This window comes from Algoriphagus winogradskyi (genome assembly GCF_900182815.1).
Taxonomy (GTDB): Bacteria; Bacteroidota; Bacteroidia; order Cytophagales; family Cyclobacteriaceae; genus Algoriphagus; species Algoriphagus winogradskyi.
The window spans coordinates 102,122-125,897 of sequence record NZ_FXUA01000005.1; the positions used below are offsets into that span (position 1 = coordinate 102,122).

At 40.4% G+C, this 23,776-nt stretch carries 21 protein-coding genes; 7 read left to right on the forward strand and 14 right to left on the reverse strand.

All coding sequences use genetic code 11. The features are described 5' to 3' along the window. The 12 genes from QOL76_RS13760 to QOL76_RS13815 all read right to left on the reverse strand — a co-directional run bounded on the left by QOL76_RS13760 (position 1) and on the right by QOL76_RS13815 (position 11,964). Positions 1-279: a PAAR domain-containing protein gene (locus QOL76_RS13760; RefSeq protein ID WP_283413550.1), complete on the reverse strand. Its 279-nt coding sequence runs from the start codon at positions 277-279 to the stop codon at positions 1-3. A 3-nt stretch (positions 280-282) separates the two neighbouring features. Next, a complete protein-coding gene (gene vgrG, locus QOL76_RS13765; protein WP_283413551.1) occupies positions 283-2,037 on the reverse strand; it encodes a type VI secretion system tip protein VgrG in 1,755 nt (584 codons plus the stop codon). A gap of 1 nt (position 2,038) precedes the next feature. Beyond that, the gene (locus QOL76_RS13770) at positions 2,039-2,830 is read right to left on the reverse strand and encodes a CIS tube protein (protein WP_283413552.1); all 792 of its coding nucleotides are present in this window, start codon (positions 2,828-2,830) and stop codon (positions 2,039-2,041) included. Between the two features lie 11 nt (positions 2,831-2,841). After that, the gene (locus tag QOL76_RS13775) at positions 2,842-2,997 is read right to left on the reverse strand and encodes a DUF5908 family protein (RefSeq protein WP_283413553.1); all 156 of its coding nucleotides are present in this window, start codon (positions 2,995-2,997) and stop codon (positions 2,842-2,844) included. Positions 2,998-3,001: 4 nt separating this feature from the next. Beyond that, entirely contained in the window at positions 3,002-3,472 is a 471-nt protein-coding gene (locus QOL76_RS13780) for a phage tail protein (RefSeq protein ID WP_283413554.1), read from the reverse strand. 3 nt (positions 3,473-3,475) lie between these two features. Continuing rightward, positions 3,476-3,910: a phage tail protein gene (locus QOL76_RS13785; RefSeq protein ID WP_111320708.1), complete on the reverse strand. Its 435-nt coding sequence runs from the start codon at positions 3,908-3,910 to the stop codon at positions 3,476-3,478. Positions 3,911-3,950: 40 nt separating this feature from the next. Continuing rightward, a complete protein-coding gene (locus QOL76_RS13790; protein WP_283413555.1) occupies positions 3,951-5,408 on the reverse strand; it encodes a phage tail sheath family protein in 1,458 nt (485 codons plus the stop codon). Positions 5,409-5,434: 26 nt separating this feature from the next. Next, complete coding sequence (locus QOL76_RS13795) at positions 5,435-7,174, reverse strand: phage tail sheath family protein (RefSeq protein WP_283413556.1); 1,740 nt, start codon at positions 7,172-7,174, stop codon at positions 5,435-5,437. A 14-nt stretch (positions 7,175-7,188) separates the two neighbouring features. Then, positions 7,189-8,316 (reverse strand): hypothetical protein, encoded by a 1,128-nt coding sequence (locus QOL76_RS13800; RefSeq protein ID WP_283413557.1) that lies wholly within the window; start codon positions 8,314-8,316, stop codon positions 7,189-7,191. Further along, positions 8,313-8,921 (reverse strand): Pvc16 family protein, encoded by a 609-nt coding sequence (locus tag QOL76_RS13805; protein ID WP_111613186.1) that lies wholly within the window; start codon positions 8,919-8,921, stop codon positions 8,313-8,315. The genes QOL76_RS13800 and QOL76_RS13805 overlap by 4 nt, the downstream gene beginning before the upstream one ends. 242 nt (positions 8,922-9,163) lie before the next feature. After that, positions 9,164-10,543, reverse strand: a complete 1,380-nt coding sequence (locus QOL76_RS13810) for a tetratricopeptide repeat protein (RefSeq protein ID WP_283413558.1) — start codon at positions 10,541-10,543, stop codon at positions 9,164-9,166. Positions 10,544-10,665: 122 nt separating this feature from the next. Next, positions 10,666-11,964 (reverse strand): hypothetical protein, encoded by a 1,299-nt coding sequence (locus tag QOL76_RS13815; protein ID WP_283413559.1) that lies wholly within the window; start codon positions 11,962-11,964, stop codon positions 10,666-10,668. A gap of 173 nt (positions 11,965-12,137) precedes the next feature. On the opposite strand from QOL76_RS13815, the gene rbfA reads away from it, so the two are divergent. From rbfA to QOL76_RS13835, 4 genes are all read left to right on the forward strand, one after another. Then, positions 12,138-12,524 carry a 30S ribosome-binding factor RbfA gene (rbfA, locus tag QOL76_RS13820; RefSeq protein WP_283413560.1) on the forward strand — a complete coding sequence of 129 codons (387 nt, stop codon included), beginning with the start codon at positions 12,138-12,140 and terminating at the stop codon, positions 12,522-12,524. Between the two features lie 11 nt (positions 12,525-12,535). Further along, positions 12,536-13,762, forward strand: a complete 1,227-nt coding sequence (locus tag QOL76_RS13825; protein ID WP_283413561.1) for an FtsX-like permease family protein — start codon at positions 12,536-12,538, stop codon at positions 13,760-13,762. A 411-nt stretch (positions 13,763-14,173) separates the two neighbouring features. After that, positions 14,174-14,773 (forward strand): hypothetical protein, encoded by a 600-nt coding sequence (locus QOL76_RS13830; protein WP_283413562.1) that lies wholly within the window; start codon positions 14,174-14,176, stop codon positions 14,771-14,773. A gap of 228 nt (positions 14,774-15,001) precedes the next feature. Beyond that, positions 15,002-16,789 carry an ABC transporter ATP-binding protein gene (locus QOL76_RS13835; RefSeq protein WP_283413563.1) on the forward strand — a complete coding sequence of 596 codons (1,788 nt, stop codon included), beginning with the start codon at positions 15,002-15,004 and terminating at the stop codon, positions 16,787-16,789. On the opposite strand, the gene QOL76_RS13840 is transcribed toward QOL76_RS13835, so the two are convergent. Further along, positions 16,786-17,457 (reverse strand): class I SAM-dependent methyltransferase, encoded by a 672-nt coding sequence (locus tag QOL76_RS13840; RefSeq protein WP_283413564.1) that lies wholly within the window; start codon positions 17,455-17,457, stop codon positions 16,786-16,788. The two genes, QOL76_RS13835 and QOL76_RS13840, sit on opposite strands and share 4 nt — an antisense overlap. Before the next feature lie 482 nt (positions 17,458-17,939). On the opposite strand from QOL76_RS13840, the gene QOL76_RS13845 reads away from it, so the two are divergent. Next, positions 17,940-18,629: a class I SAM-dependent methyltransferase gene (locus tag QOL76_RS13845; RefSeq protein ID WP_283413565.1), complete on the forward strand. Its 690-nt coding sequence runs from the start codon at positions 17,940-17,942 to the stop codon at positions 18,627-18,629. On the opposite strand, the gene QOL76_RS13850 is transcribed toward QOL76_RS13845, so the two are convergent. Next, positions 18,626-19,540, reverse strand: a complete 915-nt coding sequence (locus QOL76_RS13850) for a universal stress protein (protein ID WP_283413566.1) — start codon at positions 19,538-19,540, stop codon at positions 18,626-18,628. The genes QOL76_RS13845 and QOL76_RS13850 overlap by 4 nt on opposite strands. Positions 19,541-19,653: 113 nt before the next feature. Here QOL76_RS13850 and QOL76_RS13855 point away from each other — a divergent pair, with 113 nt between their 5' ends. Together QOL76_RS13855 and QOL76_RS13860 are read left to right on the forward strand one after the other, a co-directional pair. Beyond that, positions 19,654-20,199, forward strand: a complete 546-nt coding sequence (locus tag QOL76_RS13855; protein ID WP_283413567.1) for a 2'-5' RNA ligase family protein — start codon at positions 19,654-19,656, stop codon at positions 20,197-20,199. 495 nt (positions 20,200-20,694) lie between these two features. Then, positions 20,695-23,772 carry a SusC/RagA family TonB-linked outer membrane protein gene (locus QOL76_RS13860; protein WP_283413568.1) on the forward strand — a complete coding sequence of 1,026 codons (3,078 nt, stop codon included), beginning with the start codon at positions 20,695-20,697 and terminating at the stop codon, positions 23,770-23,772. The last annotated feature ends 4 nt before the right edge of the window (positions 23,773-23,776 follow it).

Sequence of the window (23,776 nt, forward strand, 5' to 3'; positions counted from 1 at the left end):
TTATCCAATGATTACAGTTGGTTCTCCCACAGCAGCTGAAGCACCGCATACGCATGCATCCCCAACTCTCACTGCGGGTTTTCCTCCAATTAAGACAGTTGCACTTCCAGCTATGAAGGGGCTGACTGTTGGCTGATGGGAATTTGGAGGCAATGAGCAGGCATGGTTGTCAGCCAAAACTGCCGCAGGCATACCTCCGATCAATACCGTAGGTTCTCCTGGGCCAATGATGGTTCCCCCATGTGTAGTTGTATCTCCGAATCGTGCTGCTGCAGGCATAGTTTAGTTGATTTGTACTAGTGAACCTGAAATAACTGTTTGTCCTCCAGAGGAAACTTCTGCTCCTGCTGATCCTTCAGCTTTGAGTTGGGCACTGGCTTTTACCTCCACACCGGTCCCTTCAATGGAAACATCGCCGCTTGCTTTTAGAATCAGATCCTTAGCACTCTCGATAGTAATTCCATCGCTATTCATACTGATCTTATTTCCATTTTCATCTTCCAAAAGGATAGCTCCCTCGTCATCTGTGAGGAGGATTTTATTTCCATTTGGAGTCTCAATAGAAATTGTCTTTTTGTCATCATCGAAAAGCAACTTGAGTTTGTCTCTAGTTACAATCCCTTTTTCGTGATTATCATCTTTCTCTTCAAAGGGAGAAGGTTTGGTACTACTGTGAAGCATGCCCAAAATCACTGGATCTCGAGGGTCCTCATTGATAAAAGAGACTATGACTTCATCTTCAATTTCTGGTCTGAAATATATTCCCCGTTCATTTCCAGCATCGGGTGACGCAAATCTTGCCCAGATTCCTTCTTCATCTTTGCTTATCAGCGGTAGCCTTATTTTAATTCGGTTTTCTCCATCAGGATCGCCTTCTAATGCAGTTACAATGCCGATATGTAAGCCTTTGATTGCTGGAACCAGTCCTGCTGCAGGCACATCGATGATGTCATCGTATTGCTGAGAAACCCATTTTGGATCCAAGCCCAAACCTAGGTGGGTAAACCATTTTTGATTGGGAGAGATCTCGTGGTAGACGGCAGACACGAAGGCCTTGCCATTAAATCGTGATCCGAAGCCCTTCAGCTCTACCATGTCTCCGGGTTTTACCGTGTTATCACCAAGAATTTTTACCCTGCCTTGAATTTTCGAAAGTCGGCTTCGCATCAAACCAGCATCGGTCCAAGCCTGAAGTTCTTCGTCTGCTAATAGACCACCATGCTGCATCTGGAAGGATTCCAGACCAATAACTGCTGCTAGATCATCTCCACTGATATCTCCTTGAAAGTCCATGGATGGATTAGCGCCTTCTTTTTCGGCTACTTCTTGCTTGATGAAATCCCAGCTAAATCCCTTAGTGGCGGTATATTGCTGCCTTGCATCCATCTCGGCCTCAAACTCTACGACATTATCTCCATATTGAAGTTCGATGATAGGATCAGCACTGGTTTGTGGCTTTTGGATAGTTACTTTTCCAGCTTCTGTTGTAGCGATTTTTCCATTTGCGTCAGCTCTGCTCAGGATGAAGTCCCAGTCAGTAGCGTGGTATTGAACAATCTCTGCGTGAGATAAACTAGTGCTTTCTACCTCAGCTTCCAGACCGGAATATTTGCCAATCAACTCTTCCATCACATCGCTGTCGCTACTTTCAAAAAAGTACTTGTTTTTTCTCCCGACAGTCATTTTGATCACAGGATCACGAAGCTCTAGAATTAGTCTTGATGCCTTGTCGGTATAGATTTCCAGTCCATGCTTGATAATTATTCCTTCGAAAATAGTCTCCTCCCTATTATCATATCCCGCATCAATTTTCAGTTTTACACCTGGCTTGAATAAGTCGCCTTCACTCCATTGGAACTCACCTGTGGCTATATCTCCATCAAAAAGCACCAGCTTCGCCATTGGAATCTTATTCACAGCTTTGCGAATCGCAATCATTGCCACTCCTACAGAAGGCGGGAGTTCTTGACCTTCAGAATATACTTTGAAAGTGGCGTGATCTAGGTTGCTTTGTGTAGCTATCGGGACTAAAGGCATATCAGTTTTTTGCTATTGGGGGAAAAATGAGTTTCTGACCTGGGACGAGTTTTCTGAAATTTCCCAATTGGTTTGCTCGGGCTACTTCCATGTAATATTCCTGTGTTCCATAGATTCTTTGACACATTAAAAGCAAGGTGTCTCCAGCTTTTACAATGCGCTCATGAGTCAGGTCTGGTGAAGTCCGGGCTGTAGTTGCGGCTTGTTCCTGTCGGGAAAGGGATTGGTCAAAATTGGCCGTGACAGTTGCTCTAATGGGCAGGCCTGAGCTGTTGAAAAGTTTGTAATTAATTGTGGCTGAGGCCAAAACTCCTCTGAATTGATAGGCTCCCCAGTTGATCTGCAGGTAATTTGGCTTATGCGTGTCAGACTGAATGTTTTGTGTGATATCAAGAAACTTCCGAATTGCACGATCTACGTGTTTGTCCTGATTTATTAGTTCTATCGCAGAGATTTTATTGCCAGAGATACTTTCCAGATTTGGCTTGTCCTCTCCGAGGTAAGAGAAATTTGTATCACCTGATTTGTCTTCACTTGGCGGGGAAGCAGCACTGGCATCGAAAAGAAACTCAAAAGATACCGAGTCAGATTCCAATGTCCTGAATTGATATTGTTTTCCATCGGAAGGCCCTTCTTCTGGAATCCATTTAGACTTGAATTCCTGGCTGAATGTTGTAGGATTATACATCACCACATAAGTCGCAGTGGACTCATTGTAGTTTTCGTCTTTGAAAGCTGTGATTTTCAGCTTTTCTAACCCTCCTTTTTGAGAAAAAATATCTAAAAGTGACATTTAGCTAAGTTTTAGCGTTCGTTTTTTTCTTTAATTATTCGGCTCAGTTCTCTAATTCCGTCCATTACTGCACCTGTATCCGGAAGTTTATTTCCGCTACCTGTAGGCTTGCTTTCTGCTGCATCCACCGTAGTACGGATGATGAGTTCTTTGATTTCTATGGGCATCTTCTTATGGCAAAAGGTCGTCTGGACTAATCCTCCTATAGTATTGATAGGCGAATTCTATGTTTTCGATCATGATTGAACTTTCCATCGCATTGAGTCCTTCCACCGACCATTTCACTGGCCAGGCATTGACAAAATTCCAAGCCTGAAGAGGAACCTTCTCTGGACTTAAAAGAATGACCGTGATATCCTGCGTTTCAAACTGAAAGCCTTCCACGCTGTCTTTGAACCATTTTGCGATTTGAGAACTGATTGCCATCCCTCTTTTTAAAACTAGATTTGGATAAGAAATCGGGTTAGGCATTCTATGCTTGAATCGGTTTTCTCCACCTTCGGCATATTCCTCAACTCCTATCTCCACGCTCAAGCCAGATACCTCTTGGAACCCTATATCAGGTAAGGCCGGGTATTTTAGTAAAAGCCCTTCAAACCTTACTAGAAAGTGAAACCCGGTTGGTGGATGAAATAGCGCCATTGTTTACGGGGTTTCGATTGCCAATCCCTCGTGGCAAAGCTCGATCGTTTCAATCGCCACTTCATTTCCTGTTGAATTCAAGGAAGGTCCTTCCACTTTGCACGGCCAAGCTTCTTTTACCTTCCAGACCATCACTGGTTCATGCTCTTCGTTGAGCAAGCTGATGGTGAGGTCTCTACGCTCAATGTTGTTCATTTTTACCGTGTTGAGCCATTGGAAAAATTCGTTGTCAGCTCTGAACACCCCTCTTTTTAATGTAATATTTGAATATTGAGGAATGCCAGGCATTTTGCTCACATGGTATTCAAGTGAGCTGCCTTCACGATAGTCTATGCTTTGTAGCTCCACAGTAAGGCCTGATACTTCTGTGAAACCTATGCGGGATCCGCCCCATTCTACCTGGAAATGAAACACGGAAACTGGATATGCTACTGCCATAATATTTTGATTTTAAGTTTGCTTTCAATGAAATGTTAGGTTAGGATTCCTGAAGCTTATGAGAGAATTTCAGGATAATAAATTCGGCAGGTCTTACTGCTGCCATTCCGATTTCGATAATGAGTCGCCCTTCGAGAATATCCTGAGCAGACATCGTCTGACCCAGTCCCACTCTTACAAAAAATGCCTCTTCGGGTTTGGCTCCTGCCAATGCTCCATCCCGCCAAAGTTTAGAAAGGAAGTTTTCGATCATGGTTTTGCTGCGCAGCCAAGTATTGGCGTCATTTGGCTCAAAGACCACGAATTCAGTCGCTTTTTTCACTGATTCTTCCACAAAAATGTAGAGTCTTCGCACGGGTACATACCTCCATTCGTTATCGTTTCCAGCCAATGTTCTTGCGCCCCAAACTAGCGTTCCTTTACCAGTGAAAGTACGGATGGCATTGATGGATTTTCCTGAAGTAGCATCTACATTAAGTGCTGCTTGCTGATCATGGGAAACTTTGCGCGATGGACCGATTACTGTTCTTACATCCACATTTGCCGGAGCTTTCCATACACCACGCTGACGATCTACTCTTGCATAGATGCCCGCAACTGCTCCTGATGGAGGTAAAGTGATGTATTGTTTTTTGATCTCTGCTAGAATTCCCCTATAAATACTTGGTTCGCTAGTTTCAAGAGCTTCTAAGCTTAGCGTATCAGAAGCTCCTGCTTCTGTAAGAGTTCCTCCAGAAGGATAATTGCTGGTATGCGTGATCGTTTGATCTGCTAGAGAGTAAGCGTAATTCAAAGAAGTACTCAAGTTTGGATAGTATGCCGCTCCATACTTTAGATTGCTCATTCCTATTCCATTATTTCTGAAATTCTGTGCATCAGCAAAGGGGTCAGCAGTAACTATTTTGACATCTATTATTACAAACCTGTCCTTCAAAGAGTCGCATTGGGCAAGTGCAGCATCGTAAATATCTTTATAATCAGACCCAGTAAGATCTGTGGGAATTTGATCAGGAAAGACGAGCAAGGTTGGTTCGTCGATCGCTTTGATAGCTTCAAGACCTCCCAGAATACTCGCGGGAGTAGCAGAATCCCCTTTGATAGGTACATTGTCATAATCATTGACTGACACGATGTAACATGGCCCACCACCGTTGGAAAAATAGAGCTGCATGCTGTAATAGAGCTTGTAAGGGCTTGGTGTGGCAGGAGGGGTAGCAGTGATTTTCCTGGTTGCTAATTTCTCTCCTGAACCTTTAGCAGCGTCGTAGCTGTCCACCACCGAAATCGTAAAAGTTTCTGGATTTCCTTTACCAAAAATCCCTTCGAATTCAAGCATGTTGGTGATTCGTGTTGGGACTCCCCGAACGTCCTCACCGTTTTTTTCAGCTCGATCTGTATGACCTATAAATGCGGGGACTGCTGTTTCCACAGAAGCTACCGATGCTGGTAAAGTGGCGATTTCTTCGATATATACGCCTGGCGTTGATTGTATTGACATGGCTAAATTTTTTTAAATGAAATGGATTAAGATTCCTGAAGTTTATGAGAGAATTTCAGGATGATAAATTCTGCCGGTCTCACTGCCGCCATACCGATTTCTACTATAAGCCTTCCCTCCAAAATATCTAAGGGAGTCATAGTTTGCCCTAAACCTACCCGCACAAAAAATGCCTCCTCAGCCTTGGCACCAGCCAAAGCTCCATCTCGCCAAAGATTGCTCAGAAAGTTTTCGATCATGGTTTTTACCCGGAGCCATGTATTGGCATCGTTTGGTTCAAATACCACAAATTCTGTTGCCTTTTTGACCGACTCTTCTACAAAAATGTAAAGTCTGCGGACAGGGATGTAGCGCCACTCATTGTCATTTCCTGCGAGTGTTCTAGCTCCCCAAACCAAGTTTCCTTTTCCTTGGAAAAAGCGTATCGCGTTAATAGATTTTCCTGAAGTGGGATCTACGTTGAGTAAACCCTGATCCTCCGCACTGATAGAGACTACTGGTTTGATTACTCCTCTCACATCCACATTTGCCGGCGCTTTCCAAACACCACGCTGCCGATCAACTCGAGCACAGATACCTGCCATCGATGCAGATGGATAGAGTTCCATTTTTTTGGATTGAAGCTTTGCTACTATAGTATTATAAAGAGTCTTATCAGGTGCTTGCCAAGAGAAAGTGCCTGAACCTGAAATGACAGCCCCTCCATCGCCATTGTCATCATAGGTCAGGGCGATAGGTGCCCCAGCAATTCCTGGTGTGGTTGCCACGAGCGTGAGTGTGGAAGTAGAAGGGGTTCGGGAAGCAGTAAAAAGTGGGTCTGCAGTTGCATTGATTGCATTTAGCAAGGCATCCGCGGTATTGATATCAGTGGCGCCTGGAGTAAAAGTGATACCAGCTGTATATGCTGTGCTTCCGATAGTAATAATATCACCATCGATATTTGCAGTATTATTTATGCGTATTGTTGCAGTTGCAAAAGCATCACCGTTACCAACAGTAGTAAGCATTTTATTGTGAAATGGTCCTAAACCTGCTCCGCCTCTATTATCAGTAATGGTCAATTTGGATTCGGAATAATATTTATAAAGTGAGGTTTTAAGCGATGGATAATAAGCTGCTGCATATTTCAAATCGCTGCTTCCTACTTCATCTCGGAAAGAGTCTCCATCTTCTTGAACACTTTGTCCATTGTAGTTTAGTGCATCCATCAAGGCAAACCTGTCTTGGAGTTTGGAACATTGCGCTATTAATGTGTCATGGATAGTTTTTCGATCTGTTGGGCTCAGAATCACAGCCTCTGGTATCACCAAAAGTGTTGGCTCGTCTTCTTCTTCCAGCGCATTAATCCCTGCTATCAATTCGCCTGGGTCGATAGATGCTGGAGCTGGATTAGGTCCGGCTACGAATCCGCCAACAGGAACAATGTAACATGGGCCACCACCATTGTTGAAATACATGAAGACCTGATAAGTCATGCGGTAAGGCGAAAAATTTGTTGGATCCGTGATTTCTACCACTGTTGATCCGTCCGATGCTTCAGTCAAGACCACTCCATAGTCTTCAGGATAGGATTCACCGAAAATCTCCTTGTATTCCAAATAGGAACTGACTCGAACTGGCTGATTTGCCGGTAAAGTCTCACCGTTTTTTTCGCGAGTAGCGGTATAGCCTACAAATGCTGGGATCGCTGTCGCGACTGGAGCAATAGAGGCGGGAAGGGTTGATATTTCCTGAACATAAACCCCGGGGGTTTTAAAGTCTGCCATATTCGGATTGTTTGCTAGATGAATACATATATTTCTGAGTTTGCCTCTCCACCACTTTGCTTAGTCGGAGCGGATCGGGATGGATTTGGGAGGTTTGGGATTAGAATCTGATTTCCGGGAGTTCTTCTAAGCTGAAAATTGAGTTTTGGAATCTCGAAGTATGGAATCTTACTCTGCGAGCGGAAAACCACTGTTTCCAGATTATTTATTTTAATGTCAGCGTTTGGACTAGCTCCAATCTGGTCAAATGCGTAGGAGCCATAGGGAACGCTGCCTACATTTCCTTGATCCTGAATTTGCAGCTGCGTAGCAACTAGATCTATTTTATTGTTGCCATTCACTACGAAATAAGTCCAGCGACTTTCTTTTCTTGAAAAGGAAACTTGATAGTATTCCATAGCTCCATAGAGATGATTAGGAGCAGCTTGGTATCGTAATTCAATCAAGCCAAATGGCTGAGCCGAGGCGGATTCACCAAGCCAATACTTCTTGGACCACAAGTCATCCGTATCTCCGGAATTTCTAAGTGTGAATGTGTAAACACCTTCTTTTTTTCCTTTGAGATCAAAAAGAATTCTAAAAAGGCCATTTTCATCAGGATTGATTTCATATCCATCAGGCAATGGATTTCCAACAGCATCTTTACCGGCTGATACTACTTCTCCTGCAGCATTTCTGACCTTGATCCGAACTGAAGCTGGTATCGGATCTAGTGTGAGCTGCATGGAGAAAGCTTTTGGCCTAAGCCCATCTAATAATTGATAAGACAATTCCTCTGGATTTTCACTCGCCGTTGAGGCGTTTGCCGGAGTATTTTGAAAAAAAGGAATTTTGCCGGCTTGAAATTCTTCAGAACCATTATTTAGGTCAGTTACCTGAAGAAATGCGCCTGCATTCTCTGGTTTAAAAAAGAAGAAAAATGACTGGGGTAAAGCTAATGGCGTAAGAGGAGTAGTTTCATCATCTTCTGCACGATAAAGTAATACAATACCTCCAGGTGTTTTTCTGAATAGGATTTTGCCGTTTTTCATCAAATGCGCGGTTTCAGCTGAAGGCATAAGAATCAGGTCTTTGGCCAAGCCGTCGCGGTAAAAGTCATGGCGAAGCGCTACTTCGCCGAGGCGGGTGTAGATTATGCTCATGATTTATGAAGAGTATCGAGATGTATTTTTTCAATCGGATCTCCGCTTTCCTGAATAGCGTTTTCCTGAATTTTCAGGGTCTTAACCTTATATAAAACAGAGGGTAGGTATTTTGCGCCCACCACTGTCCAGAAGTTATAGAGCTGCTCGAAAGAATAACTGTATAGCTCAACGACAATTTTTGAAAGTTCAGGATCGAAGTTTGCCAAGCCAGGACTGTTTTCTTTCGTGAATACATTTTTGGATTGGAAGAAAGCAATGGCGTATCCCAATTGCTTGAGTCCTTCCACATAGTCATCTGAGGAATCATTTAACTTTTTGTTCTGGAAGTTTGCAGTGATCAACACATATAGATTCAGTTGTATCTCTGGATTTCTCTTTTCAGTCTTTCCGACAGCATTGATATAGGTGCTACGCTGTTCCTTGATCGTGCGCTCTTCTTCTATATTTATAAGTGAAAGGCCAAGGCTTTGATCGGGTATGGCGAGCCCAGATTCATTGGTGACACTGGAGAGATAAATTCTATTCCCCATCGTATCACCTACCTTTAGCTTGATAAAGGCATTGAGTTCTGCGGTTAAAAATTCCAAAGTGGAGTGGATCATGTCTGTATAAAAAATGTTTAAAAAACCAGTTAAAAACCTTTGTCAAGGTATTGAACTTAGCTTGCAAAAGACAGGAAATAATATGGCGGAATTATGCAATAATTAAGAATTAAAAAATTACAATTCGCTGAAAATCATTTGAATAGTTAAAATATGTGTTTAACTATTGACATTTATCATTCTCAATAATTCAGAAAGTGATGACGCTTTCAGGAGAATAATTCGTTTGGGAGCTGTAGTGATTAGAAAATTTGGTTTTTCGTTTTTGCAGTGATCCAACCATCATATCTAATTAGCTCAGAAGAGCTGGGTCTCCACTCTAAGCCTTCATTTTCATTTTGAAGTTTAAAGAGAACTGGATCATAGACGTAATCCTGCAAGCCCGCATTAAAAAGTGATTTTTGCATTTTTGAAAAAATTTGGAACGAGAGGTGAATTCGTTTTAAGGTCTTGCATTTATACCTTGAAATTAATTTTCTGAAGTTTTCAATTTTATATTCTAGCCAGTCTTCATCATTTTGTTCAAAAAGGATCATAATCTCCAACATTTTTGAGCCTAAATAGTATTCAGAATTACTCTTCAGATATTTTTGGCATGAATGAATCTCCTTCAATGCAGTTTTAAAATTGCCTTGTTTGAAATAAATGTAGGCTTCTAGATAACTCCATATTTTATCTTGTGAGGAATCCAATTTCATCAGATTTTTTCGAAGAATTTGATGTGCTTCCTCGATTCTATTTAAATGGAATAAGGCATACCAATGATTTAGTGAAAACCGAAGTTTATTTTCAATGGAGAATTTAATTGGGTTTACCGAGTATATGCACTCCTCCAATACTTCGGCATATTCCCGCTTTGCAAGAAGTATAGAGGTCTTGGTTAATACTAATTCATCTTTTGTTCGAGACTCTGTATTCTGATTTAAATCCAATTCTGCTTCATTGACCTGAGTCAAGGCTTTTTCATAATCTTTATGCTGTATGGCTCGGTTAATATCGTCCAATATAACCCAGGATTTGCGGCTATAGTTAAGTTGACGAATCATCGTCTTTAAATGCTCGTTTTTTGACTCCTTTTGATCTGTAGGTTTTTTATAGTTTTCCTTGATTAATAACTGTAAGTGACTTTTAATAGCAATCTCGAGTTCTGGCAAGTCATTGTTGTTCAAAACCTCGCAAATTCCAAAGCGGGAAGCTGTACTGTAAATTGTTAGGACTAAATCATGAAAGCCATTTTTAATGGCCATTTTCAGGCCACGTTCTAGTAATTTAGAACCCTCATTTCGTATGCCTCTAGCAAGAATTAGCTCGCTTTTCAAAAGTAATTCGGAACATTCAATGTGAAGCTGATTTTCCCGCTTGATACAGCTTGGCTTAAGTATTAATAATAGTTCTTCAAACTCATCTTTCACTCTTTTTTTGAGTTGAAAATATGCTGAACCTTCTGGCTTTTTATAGATTTTCTGAGAGTACTCTGTATCGCTAAGCCCAGGTTGGTTTACAAAGAGTTTCATGAGCATCAGTTTCTTTGAACCAGGAGGGTTTTTGATTTTAGCAAATTCTAGCAACTGCGTTTTTTCTGGCAATGAACATGCTTCCAACAATTGGTTGATAGATTCCATAAAAAAGTATTAAAGGCGTAAAAAAGGGTTGACTAGGCCTAAAATACGATTTATTTACCTGGTAATCAAACCATTAAAACATAAGTTGCCCTTAAGGTGTAGTGCCTAAAACAAGGGGAACCTTACTTTATCAAAGTGAAAACACTGGCAGAGGTTTTTTTGTACTGACTTTCCAAAGCCGGAAATTGCTTGAGTAGTGTTTCGAAATCGCCATTAGGATCTATGACTTTGGATGGCAGCTGCTTTTGAAGCATTTGAAAAAGTCTTGCCTTTTCTCTTAAATCCCGATCTTGATCCAGATACAGTTTACTCAGCCGATAATTTAAAAATGGCCCGCCAATTCTGGTGTTAAGGTATGGAGCGAGATTGTCTCCCATTATCAAGATATCACCAGAATAATTAGATTCATTTTGTCCTACAAAATATTCTGAATCCGTGATTTTTTGTTGCCAATACCATATTCCAGCCACTGGAAGCCCTACTACTAATAGGTAAAAGGCAATTTTCGCAATTATTTCTTTTTTGATATTCAGGAAAAACTGATTAATCAAATAAGTAAGGCCTGGGATTAAAATCACCAATTGATAAGCTGCCTGTTTTTTGATAATAAAGTATTCAGCAGCTGAAAAGACCAACCAGATTAGTATAAGCTGCCTTTGCTTTTGTTGATTGATAGTAGATCCTCGCATGACTGTAGCTATAAAATAACCTACCACTGCTAATGAAAGAGGGAATATTCCTAGAATTAGCCAGTCAATTAGAGATTGATATTCATATTTTTCTGATAGAAAAGTGAGTGGCCAGATTTGTATAGCTTCTTCCAAGCCATCGTTCCAAAAGTAAAATACTGTGATCAACAATATTGGCAGAAAATATCCGACTAAAGAAAGCATCAACTGCCGGAAGGAAAAGCTACTGATCGCAATTCCAGTGAATATCATATAAGGCAGAAATAGGATATAATTAGGTTGGAATCCTGTGGCCAATCCAGCATAAATACCAAGTAAAAGAGTGGCTTCACTTGTATCTTTTTGCAGCACAGTTTGTGAGAAAAGCTGTCCAAGAGCAAGTATTAAAAAGGTGCTGCCAAGTAACGCCGGGCTTAAGCTCAACATATCAAATGAAAAATGGAAGAGCGCAGCCATAATAATAGCTGGAAGATAGGTATTGATGTCAAAGGCCTTAAATTTGATCAACATGGAATTCCAATACAGAATCTGGAAAGAAATCAAAAGCCTTCCCACCACTTCATAAGCAAGGAGGCTGCGACCAAACAGCAAGTCCATTAAAGTGAAGAAACCCGCAGATAGAGGACCATTGTCGTCTATAATATCCTGATATAAAAAATAACCTTGCTCCAGGCGCTCTCCGAGAAGCATCCACATCAATTGTGGGTTGGTAATAGGAAAAGGATTTAGCATCAAATAGGCTAATGTCAGCAGTAGAACGTATATTCCTATGCCGATTAGCCTGAAGGGATCATTTAATTTGAAAAAGCTGAACAAGGTAAATTGGAGAAGAGTGTTTGGTTGGTTTTGCCCGAAATTAAAGCTTGCCCAACTATTTCGCTAAATTTGTACCACAAATACTTCATATGGAAAGTAAAAGACAACAAAAATATGCCAAGCTTATCCAAAAAGAGCTTGGAGATATATTTCAAAAAGAATCAAAACACCTAGTCGGACGTGCTATGGTGACGATTACTCGTGTGATGATGAGCCCTGATTTGGGATTGGCAAAAGTTTACCTAAGCTTTTTATTGGCTGATCCAGAAGCGACTTACAAGTTGATCAATGAGCACAAAAAGGAAATTAGACATCAATTAGCCAAGAGAATCGGAAAATCAGTTCGAGTAATTCCTGAAATCGCATTCTTCCCTGATGATTCGGCTGCCTATGCTCAGCATATGGACAAGGTGATTTCTAACCTAGCTATTCCACCAGCGCCGCCTGAAGAAGAAGATCAAGAGGAAGAGGATTAATCCAGCTATCGTTGAATCTCAGCTTTTTCATAGCCACCAGATATTTTCGCAGTAAAAAGAAGCGAAACTTCATCACTATTTTGTCCAGGATTTCTATGATAGGAGTCGCAGTGGGCACGATGGCGCTGGTGATTGTCATGTCTGTATTCAATGGCTTGGAAGATTTGATTCGCGGTATCTTTGCCAGCTTCGATGCGGAGTTGAAAATAGAGGCAGCTGTTGGTAAAAGCTTTATGACCAACGAAGAGTGGCTGGATAGTATCAAAAACCTAGAAGGGGTAGCAATTCTAACTGAGGTCATTGAAGACAATGTACTGTTAGACTACAACGGCAACCAAATGGTAGGGAGAATCAAGGGTGTTTCAGAGAATTTTCTCGACCAGGAAAGATTCGCCAATGGTTATTTTTGGGGTGACACTACGCTAGGCACTGAACATAATCCTGCAGCAATTCTTGGAAGAGGTGTGGGCTTTTTCCTTTCGGTCAATCTTGAGAATGTCAATGTGCCTTTAAAAATCTATTATCCAAAAGCACCTAGAAGTGCGGCCACTATCGATCCCACTCAGTTTTATGAAACTGCAGTCCTAGACCCGGTAGCCTATTTTAGCATTGATCGGCAATTTGATGACGAATATGTGATAGCGCCCCTGTCTTTTGTAAAGAAGTTGTTGAAATATGGTGATAAAAGGACGTCACTTGAAGTGAAAGTAGCCGAAGGATATTCTATCGCAGAAGTCCACAAAACACTAAAAGCACATTTAGGGGAAAATTTTCTGGTGAAAAACGCAGACGAACAGCATGCAGGATTGATCCGGACCGTCCAGATGGAAAAGTTATTTGTGTTTCTTACACTTACTTTTATTCTTGCGATAGCCTCTTTTAATATTTTCTTTTCACTCAGCATGTTAGCAATAGAAAAAAAGAAGGATATAGCTGTGCTGAAGGCCATGGGAGCACCAGAGAAATTAATCAGAAGAATTTTCCTAAAGCAGGGTGCTATGATTGCTTTTAGTGGTGCAGCAATTGGTCTTATACTTGGTTATTTGGTATGCTTTCTACAAAAGACATTTGGTTTAGTATCTCTTGGTATTTCATCGGCGGTTGTCGATGCTTATCCTGTCAAAATGATTTGGAGCGACTTTTTCTGGATTAGTATTGCGATGGTTGGAATCACTTTTTTGGCTTCCTCACGGCCAGCTTGGATAGCATCGCAGGTTAATACGGTCAAGGAGATTTAACTTTTTTAAATAAGCAGTTTTCATGAATTAGGTATCCAAATTTATCGCACAAAACTTATCAGAAATTCTGGCCACAATATTAATTTTTGTGATTATCCGCAATGATGCCAGTTGCCTTAGATTCTTTGCTTATCTGGTCGGAAGACCGATGACCGAAGACTCCCGCATTGGCGGGACAGGCTGAAGTGGCCTCAATTCTTAAGTTTAACCTATGTCACATTACTTTTGTCAGCATACTGGAAGAAAAGCGGATGTATATATTATTATTTTAAATAATTGATAATAAGCCAAATAGATTGATTTATTTGTGGGTAGGTATAGTCCAGTTAAAAAATGGCCTTGTATATCCCCTGTAAGGCATGTTTATTGGTTGCTGAAGTCATTCACTCTAGTTTGTAAATTAATTCCCCAATGAAAAGAATACTACTCCTATTCCTTATCATAACTTTCTTTATTACTCATCCATCACTCATCTTTGCCCAAGAGGCTTCCGAGGATAGCGGTTCTCTTGAGTCAGGCACGATTGATAGTCAATTTGATTATATCTACAGTGTGTCGAATAATTTCCAAGAATATAAAGTTGTAAAGCGATCAAATTTGGATCAGCTGAAAGCTAATATTCTTGATTCCATGAGTACGATGAGAACTGAGGTCGGTGATCTAAAACTATTGATTGCCAATGAGAAGGATTCAATCAATAATCTAAATACAATACTGGCAACAGCCGAAACTGAGAAGTTAGCTGCGATTGCCGAAAAGGATAATTTTTCATTCCTTGGTATCGGAATCCACAAAGGGGTTTACTCATCTATGATGTGGATTCTGGTGGCAGTACTTGCAGGCGCACTTGCTATTTTTTCTTTTCAATATTTCACTAGCTTCAAAAAAATCAAAAAGGCGCAGAAGGATTTGGCCGAAGTCCAAGAAGAATTTGAAAACCACCGAAAGAATATGCTTGAACGTGAGCGTAAACTTAAGCGGGAATTGGTTGATGCGCAATTGGGCAGATAGTTGCCTCATTCCACAGCGGCGGTCATTTATACTAATATCATTTCAAAAGTATTCAGGAAGGTTCTAGGTAGTCTAGGAATACTTTGGAAGGTTTTACCTTTCTGGTATTCGCGAGACCCATATTGGATTGATTTATTAGTCTAAGTTGATTGTCAAAGCTTTCGCTTTTACTGAGGAAATCCTTGCAAAAAAGCCTTAAGTTTGTGCCCTCAATACCAAAATTAACGGATGGCTAAGAAAAGAGGAACTGCTTTGGAAGAGGGTGAAAAGAGAAAGTTGAATAAGCAGAATTTAAGTAAACTGGGAGGCATTTTTCAGTTTTTAATGCCGTATAAAGGAACCTTCTTTCTTGGATTGGTTTTCCTTGTATTTTCCTCACTTACGCTACTCACCTTCCCTTTTGTAGCTGGCAAGCTTATCGATACCGCGCAAGGCTCAGACTGGATAGTAAATGATATAAATTCTATTGCCCTGATCTTAGTCGCGATCTTGGCAGTTCAGAGTATTTTCTCTTTTTTCAGAGTTTGGCTTTTTGCCTTAGTCTCGGAGAAATCGATGCGGGATATCCGGCTAGCCCTGTACTCTAGAATGGTGCGACTTCCTATGACTTTTTTTGATAAGCGCAGGACTGGGGAGCTAATCAGCCGTATTACATCTGATGTCAGTATGCTTCAGGATACATTCTCTGTTACACTTGCGGAGCTTTTTCGTCAGGTAGTTACACTTATTGCAGGTGTAATCTTCTTGATGGTCAATACACCCAAATTAACCTTATTTATGCTCGCTACCTTCCCAGTTTTGGTGGTAATAGCGATGGTTTTTGGGAAATTTATTCGAAGACTTTCCAAAAGTACGCAGGACGAACTGGCCTCGGCAAATGTGATTGTAGAGGAAACGCTACAGTCTATCAGTACTGTTAAATCTTTTGTAGGCGAAGCGTTCGAGTCAGCTCGCTATGGCACTGGTTTGAATAGAGTAGTAGGTGTTGCTTTGCGGGCTGCCAAGTACCGTGGAGCATTTATTTCCTTTATCATTTTTGCCTTGTTTGGAGGAATCGTGGCGGTGATGTGGTATGGTGCCAGCTTAGTCAGCTCAGGTGAAATGAGTGTAGGGGAATTAGTTTCCTTTGTTTTGTACACTACATTTATCGGCGGATCCATAGCGGGATTAGGAGATATTTATGGGCAGGTTCAGAAAGCCATAGGATCATCTGAGCGAGTTTTGGAAATATTAGACGAAGAGCCGGAACCAATTACCGGGCAAAAAGCCGCTAATTTCCAAGGCAAAATTTCTTTTGATCACGTTGGGTTCCATTATCCAACACGTCCTGAAATGGAAGTTCTAAAAGACCTGACTTTCTATGTGAATCCAGGAGAGAAAGTTGCCTTGGCAGGTCATTCAGGAGCGGGTAAATCTACCATCATTCAATTGCTGATGCGCTTCTATGACGTGCAGAAAGGATCAATTAAAGTTGATGATCGACAACTGAGTGAGTGGGATTTGCAAAATCTTAGATCACATGTGGGCATGGTACCACAGGAAGTGTTGCTCTTTGGTGGATCAATTCGTGAGAATATCGAATATGCTAAGCCTGGTGCATCGGAAGAGGAAATTATTATGGCTTCAAAGCAAGCTAATGCTTGGCAGTTTATTTCACAATTCCCCGAGGGTCTAGATACCTTAGTAGGTGAGCGAGGGATAAAGCTTTCTGGCGGTCAAAGGCAACGTGTCGCTATCGCCAGAGCTATATTAAAAAACCCATCTATTTTGATATTGGATGAAGCGACCTCTTCTTTGGATGCGGAATCAGAGCACCTGGTTCAGGAAGCGTTGGATGAGTTGATGAAAGGAAGAACCACCATTATCATCGCGCATAGGCTAGCGACAATCCGCAAGGTGGATAGGATATATGTACTTAGCGACGGCGAAATAGTCGAGCAGGGTAATCACGTAGATTTGCTCACTAGAGAAGATGGTTTTTATGCCAACTTGGTTCGCTTACAATTCGATGATTAACCTAAATTGTGGGCACTGATTGATTTGATCATGCCCATGAATCTTTCCAGATACAGTTTAGATTCAGGGAAGAGCTGCTGCATTTCTTTTTGATCAAGTAATCGGATTTCATCTAGATATTGCTGCGCATGTTTAGAATCCCATTTCTGAAGCCTACTCACTTTTGTTTTGGTGAGGAAAAAGAAAAGCAGGTTATGAGGAAGGTATTGGGCAAAGGGAATTGCGTAATGCGCCTCAATTGGAAATGTCCGGTTTGGAGTTTGGATAAAATGCTTTTTACCCACACGGAGTATTTCATTGGCCATTTTTTGCTGATTTTCCCAAGTATACAAGTGCTCAATTACAGAGTTTGAAAAGACCAAATCAAAACTATTGTCTTCGAACTCAGGCATACTCGTTGCATCGCCAACTACAGATTTTATTTTAGGATGTGTAGTATTTTCCTTTCCTAGATTTAGAAGTGTGATTTCAATATTAGGCAAGGAGGGAAGACTGCTGGTATCCCAGAAATAGGAAGCACCACCCACATCAAGAACTCGAATCGGATCGTTTTTAGAAAAATTCTGAAAGAATAAATCTTCAAAATCTTTTTGTCTTTGGTTTCTAAATTTAGCTCCCAAAGAATTGGGATTGTCGGAAGGTGAAAAGAAATTCGAAATAAAACTCATGCGTTGCCCTAGAGGCGTTTCAGCTAACAAATAATCACAAAAGTAATCAGCCTTGGGGATTCTTTGCTTAATTTCGAGATTGAAATGAATCTCATTTCGTATCTAAATGAATTGCTGCAGCTCTTAATTGATAATAAGCTTGGTTTTGGCCCCACTACTTTCCAAAAATTCAAAAAACTTTATCGAACATAGAATTGTAAATCGATCCTAGCACGAGCTAATTTTTATTTGTCCTAATAGCTATTGATTTGTATAAAGCCTGTAAGTTTTGTGGAAGTTTAAGCCTTATATCTTTTGAGGCTACAGAGAGAATGTTTGGAATGGGCGGATCCTTTTCCTATTCGGAATGCGCTGATTGTAGGTCTATTCAACTTGACGAGGTCCCACCAAATCTTGGCGACTATTACTCCCAATCCGGATATTATTCATTTCTACCCTTAGTACAATCCGGCTTAGCCAGAAGGATATTTAAGCAGGTTCGTATGAGTTTATTGCTAACCACAAAGTCAAAGGCCTTTGAGCCTAAGGAATATGGTTATTGGTTAAAAAAGCTAGCGCCAACATTTCATTCAAAAATTGCTGACGTCGGATGCGGCAATGGCCAATTGTTATACGAATTGTTTGCTTCAGGATATACCGATTTGCACGGGTTTGATCCTTTTATGAAGCAAAATCTCACAGTCAATCCAAGTCTCCATCTTTGGAAAAAGGGAATTGAAGAAAGTGAAAATACGTTTGATCTAATAATGCTACATCATGCTTTTGAGCATATGGAAAACCCAATGGAAGCTCTGCAAGCATGTTATGATAAACTCAATCCAGGTGGAAGGCTATTGATCAGAACTCCTGTGGCCGATGCTGCAATATGGAAGGAAAAGCGGGAGTTTTGGGTGCAATTAGATGCGCCTAGACATTTGATTATTCCATCCATTTCTGGATTTGAAATTGTTTCTAAGAGCATAGGATTTAACTTGGATGAAGTGCTGTTTGATTCTACTGCATTTCAATTCTGGGGGACAGAATTATATGAAAGAGGCATTTCACTTCATAAGAAATCTGCACATGATGTTTTTTCCCAAAAGGAAATAGAGAGTTTAGAAAAAAAAGCCCTCCGTTATAATAAGGAGGGCAAAGGTGATCAGGTATGTTTCTTTCTAAGTAAAGCAGATTAGACTTTAAATAAAGCTTCAAAGAAGCCCATTGTTTCACCCTTTTTCTTAAAGATCAGCATTGGTAAAACGTTATTTACCATAACTAATTTTTCGGCCACACTACCAAGAAGAATTGCTGCTGATTTAGTTTTTCCTCTAGATCCAAGTAATATCATGTCTGCACCGAGTTTTTCGGCTTCTTCCAGTAGGGCTTTGCCCTGTCCCTCACCGTTGTTCAATACGAATTGGCATTCTAATTCTTTATGGTTATGCTTTTGAATGAATCGTCTAAAGTCTTCACGAGCATTCTCTTTCATGATTTCTGCAAACTCCTCAAAGGATTTGCCGGTTTTAGAATATCCGTGAGGTACTTCATATAGGTGGACTGGAATTAATTCCGCCCCTAATTCTTCGGAAATCCTCTCTCCAAAATCATAGATCAAGTCCGTGTGATCAGAGAAATCGGAAGGAATCATTATTTTCTTTGGCAATCCTGGCTTCCTTCTTTCTTGTAATAATAAGACTGAGCAAGGTGCTTTTTTTGCAATGCCTTTGGCAAGAGAGCCTGATCCTTGCAACTCTTCTTTTCTACCCATGATGATCAAATCAACATCTTTGATTTTAGCCCACCTTAGTAGGGTTTCTAGCTGGTGCGCTCCTTCTTCCGCAAAAACCTCAATATCCATCGTCTCTGGAAAATCAAACTCGGCTAGTTTCGACTTAATCAAGGCCTCAATAGACTCATCGCCTGGAGCAAGTAACTCAGGATGGTTTTTAAGAATTTCGTCAGGAACTGCCAGATTTTTGGCTACATGCACAAAATAGCATTTATCTATTCCTAAGAAATTTAGGTAAACTATCGTTTTTTTGATCAGGATGTCATCCATCTCAGTCAGATCAAGACCAATCATAGCCTTATAAAAATACTTCATAGTTGTTTGGTGTTTATTCCCCTTAATTTAAAGCTTTGATCCAGTTTATCGAATAGTTTTTATGTTTTTACTTGCTGAATTCCTTTTCGAGGTAAATTTGCCTGATGAAGATAATGCAAAAATATTTTTTGGCCATCGTACCTGATGGTGAGTTTGAAGAGCAAGTAACAAACCTAAAATTGGAGATAAAGAACCGTTTTCAGGCTAAATATGCATTGAAATCTCCTCCTCATATTACCGTGAAAATGCCATTTACTTATAATGAGGCCAAAGAGGAGCAACTTATTGGGAGACTGGGAAGTTTTATGGCCAACTATGAGCCAATGCACCTCATAATAAAAGGAGTGAAAACATTTGGCGAGCGTGTAATCTATCTTGATGTCCATGCTGAACAGGACTTATATGACTTTCAAAGTGACTTAAAAAACTTTTGTAAAAGGGAATTAAACCTAGTGGATGAGCTGAGTGATCGGAATTATCACCCTCATATGACGGTAGCATTTAAGGATATTAAAAAAGATAAGTTTCAGAATATTCTTCACTTCGTGTCTGAAATGGGGTTAATGCATAAAATCGAAGTTTCTAACATAATGCTTTTAAAAAGAGTAGATAGGGTGTGGAAATTGCATAAAAAGCTACAGAAATTGGTTGATTCATGATTGTTGCTACATAATTTGTCGAAAAAGGGATAAAATCTGAACTTTTTTTCAAACTCTTTAAATCGTGCTATATTTTGCATTATTTGCAATTTACAGAATTTTATTCTTTTCAATTTTTTCTTAAGTTTTATAGTCTCGGATTAATATGGAGGTTTTTTCATTAAACTAATTGATTAAAAGAATTTTGTTTGGATAATTTGCCCAAAAAGATTTTTAGTGCATACGACCAGTTTTAACTATTTAGGTTACACGGGATCGAATTCAGATTTTTTTTAGAATAATTCAGATTTTTTAGGAGCTAAAATTGAAAAATGAGAAATAAAAATCTGAGCAACGTAAAGATTGGGTGTTTTTAAATTCAGTTTTTCATTTTTTAACAAAATTCCGAAATAAAGTATTTTATCGGGTTGATATAGTGGAAGTTGTGGGTCATTGAAAAACCAACTTTAGGTTTAATATTCGCGTCAAATACCACTCCACGTAAATGATTAATCTATGAAGAAAGTTTTATTAACCTTTGCTTTCGCGATTCTGACTTTGGTGTCAGTCTTAGCCCAAAGCAAGTCAATAACTGGTAGAGTCACTTCGGCTGAAGAGCCTGAAGGCATACCAGGTGCAAGTGTAATAGTGAAAGGCACTACTGTAGGGGCGATCACAGATTTGGACGGAAGTTATTCAATCCAAGCTCCAGCTGACGCGACCACCCTTGTATTTAGTTTTGTTGGCTACCTGTCTAAAGAGATGCCAATTGGATCCAATTCCGTTATAAATGTAGTTTTGGATGTGGATGTAAAAACCCTCAACGAAGTGGTTGTAGTGGGATACGGAACACAAGAAAGAAGAGAAATCACAGGTTCAGTAGCATCAATTGATGCTTCAGCGATTGAGAATTTGGTGTCTCCTTCCTTTGAGACTCAGCTTGCGGGTAGAGCACCAGGTGTGCAAGTAACTACTCCAAGCGGTATTTTGGGTTCTGCTCCAATCATCCGAATTCGTGGCGTGAACTCACTTACTTCAAGTGCAAGCCCGCTGTTCGTTATTGATGGAGTTCCTATGGTTAATTCTGACAGATCTGCTGTTAACGCTTCAAACCCTATGGCAAATATCAACCCTTCTGACATTGCTTCATTTGAAGTATTGAAAGATGGTTCAGCATCTGCAATCTATGGTTCTAGAGCTGCAAATGGTGTTATCTTGATCACAACCAAAAGAGGAGCAACTGGGAAAGCTAAGGTGAATTACAGCACTACTATGGGCTTCAATGAGGCTGTAGATACATTTGACCTTCTTACTGGTGATGAATGGGTTACTATTGCCAATGAAAAAAGAACAAATGCAGGTCAATCTGAACTTGCTGCACCAGGCGTGAATACAGATTGGCAAGATCTTGTTTTCAGAAAAGGATTTACTCAGCAGCACAACCTATCGATTAGTGGTGGATCTGAAGCTACAAAGTATTTCTTCTCATTAGGATTTACTGATCAGGAATCTCCGGTAAGACCAAACGAATTAAGCAGGTATTCTTTCAGAGGCAATATTGATCATAATATCTCTAAAGCGGTACGAGTGGGAACATCTATGTCCTATTCATATACTGAGATTTTTGGCCTAAATAATGGTTCAAATTCACTTTCAGGAGCGATCTACAATGCTACCCGTGCTTTGCCAAACGTACCAATCTATGATGCAGAGAATACAGCATTTGATGGATTTAATGTTACTGCGAATGGTGCAACGACTGGATTTGGAGCTAACGCTGCTGGACCAGATAACAACATTCCAAACATTGGTTTTGTAATCCAAAACAACATCTATAGAAGCCGTACGCACCGTATGATAGGAAACGCCTACGGTGAAGTAGATATTATCAATGGCTTGACTGCTAGAACACAAATTGGTGTTGATTTGACAATGGCAGATGATTTCCAGTCTCTTGATGCTAGACATGGTGACGGTAGAAGCTCAAATGGTAGCGTCTATATGGCTACTAACCCAGCTTTCCAGTGGAACTGGCAAAATACGTTGAACTATCAGACCGTATTTGCTGATGACCATAGCCTAAACGTAACTGCTGGTTTGGAATATCAGTTTGCTAAATATTATGGTTTTAGTGGACAGGGTACTGATATCTCAGATGATTATTTCAGAAGAAATAACTTGATTACAGGTTCTTACAATAACCAATTTTCAGGTGGTAGCTACACTGAAAGAGGATATGATTCTTACTTCGGTAGATTCAACTATTCTTACAAGGGTAAGTATTTGGCTTCCTTCACGGTTAGAAACGACGGAATCTCTGATTTGGCAGTAGAAAATCAAAGAGGAACATTCTTTGGTGGTTCTGTGGGATGGAGACTTTCTGATGAGGCCTTCTTTAATTCTGATCTGATCTCTGATTTAAAATTGAGAGCTTCTTATGCTGAAGTAGGAAATACGGGGATAGATTCATTTGCTGCTTATGGAGGTTATAGCCCAGTTCTAGGTGGTGCAGGTGCAGGCATCGGCTACAATAGAATTGCTAACGCTGACCTTCAGTGGGAAACTTCCAAAAAACTAAACTTCGGTTTGGATATGACTATTGGGAGAGTAACATTCTCCGCAGATTACTTCAAAAACAACATTGACGGAATGATTCTAGCTGCACCGACAGCACCTTCTTTGGGTGTTCCTGGTAACAGCATCAACCAGAACGTAGGTCAGATGGAGAACTCAGGTTTTGAATTGAGAGTATTCTCTAATGTAATCAATAGAGGTAAATTCACTTGGGATACTGATTTCAACATCACATTTATCAAAAATGAGGTTACTAACTTGATTAGCCCGCTAACAGGTACTTATAATAAGACTGAAGTTGGAAATCCAGTAGCCCAGCTATATGGAGTAATGTGGGCAGGTGTTAACCCTGCAAATGGTAACCCAATGTATTATTCTGGCGAAAATATCGTACAATACAACTTGGTACCAGGTGCACTTGGCTTTAAACAATACAATCCAGCTGATCCTTCAAATGTATCTACCGCAGCTTCTGGACCTACTCAAGAATATTTGGGAAATACACTTCCTAAGTGGCAAGGAGGCTGGTCTAACAATTTCAAATTCGGAAACTTCGATGCTGAGATTTTTACTAGATTCTCTGGTGGAAACTACATTATGAACGAATCTCTTAGAGGTTTGCTAGGCCAAGGATTCTCTAATAACCAAGCAAGCATTCTAAACAGATGGACAGAAAGCGGTCAAGTAACAGACATTCCTAAGCTTTACTCAGGTCAGGATCAAAACATGTGGCAAAACTCTGTGTCTAACTCTAGATTCGTAGAGAAAGGTGATTATGTGAAAATTCAGAATATCGTTCTTGGATACACTGTCCCTACTTCTGCATTGCAGTCCACATTTAATGGAGCGATTACAAATGTGAGAATATTTGGACAGGTTCAGAATCCATTCACATTTACTGGCTATTCAGGCTTGGATCCAGAAGCAAACTCTTACTCTGGTCAGCTAAGCTTCGGTGTAGATTGGAATGTCGCTCCGATCATCCGTACCTATACACTCGGCATAAACGTAGGTTTCTAATCAC

What these genes read in the sequence shown, in the direction of transcription:
- QOL76_RS13800 (WP_283413557.1), bottom strand. Translation starts at nt 8,316, where the DNA reads ATGAGCATAATCTACACCCGCCTCGGCGAAGTAGCGCTTCGCCATGAC.
- QOL76_RS13840 (WP_283413564.1), bottom strand. Translation starts at nt 17,457, where the DNA reads ATGAGTTTTATTTCGAATTTCTTTTCACCTTCCGACAATCCCAATTCT.
- QOL76_RS13790 (WP_283413555.1), bottom strand. Translation starts at nt 5,408, where the DNA reads ATGTCAATACAATCAACGCCAGGCGTATATATCGAAGAAATCGCCACT.
- QOL76_RS13795 (WP_283413556.1), bottom strand. Translation starts at nt 7,174, where the DNA reads ATGGCAGACTTTAAAACCCCCGGGGTTTATGTTCAGGAAATATCAACC.
- QOL76_RS13760 (WP_283413550.1), bottom strand. Translation starts at nt 279, where the DNA reads ATGCCTGCAGCAGCACGATTCGGAGATACAACTACACATGGGGGAACC.
- QOL76_RS13770 (WP_283413552.1), bottom strand. Translation starts at nt 2,830, where the DNA reads ATGTCACTTTTAGATATTTTTTCTCAAAAAGGAGGGTTAGAAAAGCTG.
- vgrG (WP_283413551.1), bottom strand. Translation starts at nt 2,037, where the DNA reads ATGCCTTTAGTCCCGATAGCTACACAAAGCAACCTAGATCACGCCACT.
- QOL76_RS13805 (WP_111613186.1), bottom strand. Translation starts at nt 8,921, where the DNA reads ATGATCCACTCCACTTTGGAATTTTTAACCGCAGAACTCAATGCCTTT.
- QOL76_RS13835 (WP_283413563.1), top strand. Translation starts at nt 15,002, where the DNA reads ATGGCTAAGAAAAGAGGAACTGCTTTGGAAGAGGGTGAAAAGAGAAAG.
- QOL76_RS13810 (WP_283413558.1), bottom strand. Translation starts at nt 10,543, where the DNA reads ATGGAATCTATCAACCAATTGTTGGAAGCATGTTCATTGCCAGAAAAA.
- QOL76_RS13830 (WP_283413562.1), top strand. Translation starts at nt 14,174, where the DNA reads ATGAAAAGAATACTACTCCTATTCCTTATCATAACTTTCTTTATTACT.
- QOL76_RS13860 (WP_283413568.1), top strand. Translation starts at nt 20,695, where the DNA reads ATGAAGAAAGTTTTATTAACCTTTGCTTTCGCGATTCTGACTTTGGTG.
- QOL76_RS13850 (WP_283413566.1), bottom strand. Translation starts at nt 19,540, where the DNA reads ATGAAGTATTTTTATAAGGCTATGATTGGTCTTGATCTGACTGAGATG.
- QOL76_RS13845 (WP_283413565.1), top strand. Translation starts at nt 17,940, where the DNA reads ATGAGTTTATTGCTAACCACAAAGTCAAAGGCCTTTGAGCCTAAGGAA.
- QOL76_RS13775 (WP_283413553.1), bottom strand. Translation starts at nt 2,997, where the DNA reads ATGCCCATAGAAATCAAAGAACTCATCATCCGTACTACGGTGGATGCA.
- QOL76_RS13815 (WP_283413559.1), bottom strand. Translation starts at nt 11,964, where the DNA reads ATGCTAAATCCTTTTCCTATTACCAACCCACAATTGATGTGGATGCTT.
- QOL76_RS13785 (WP_111320708.1), bottom strand. Translation starts at nt 3,910, where the DNA reads ATGGCAGTAGCATATCCAGTTTCCGTGTTTCATTTCCAGGTAGAATGG.
- rbfA (WP_283413560.1), top strand. Translation starts at nt 12,138, where the DNA reads ATGGAAAGTAAAAGACAACAAAAATATGCCAAGCTTATCCAAAAAGAG.
- QOL76_RS13780 (WP_283413554.1), bottom strand. Translation starts at nt 3,472, where the DNA reads ATGGCGCTATTTCATCCACCAACCGGGTTTCACTTTCTAGTAAGGTTT.
- QOL76_RS13855 (WP_283413567.1), top strand. Translation starts at nt 19,654, where the DNA reads ATGCAAAAATATTTTTTGGCCATCGTACCTGATGGTGAGTTTGAAGAG.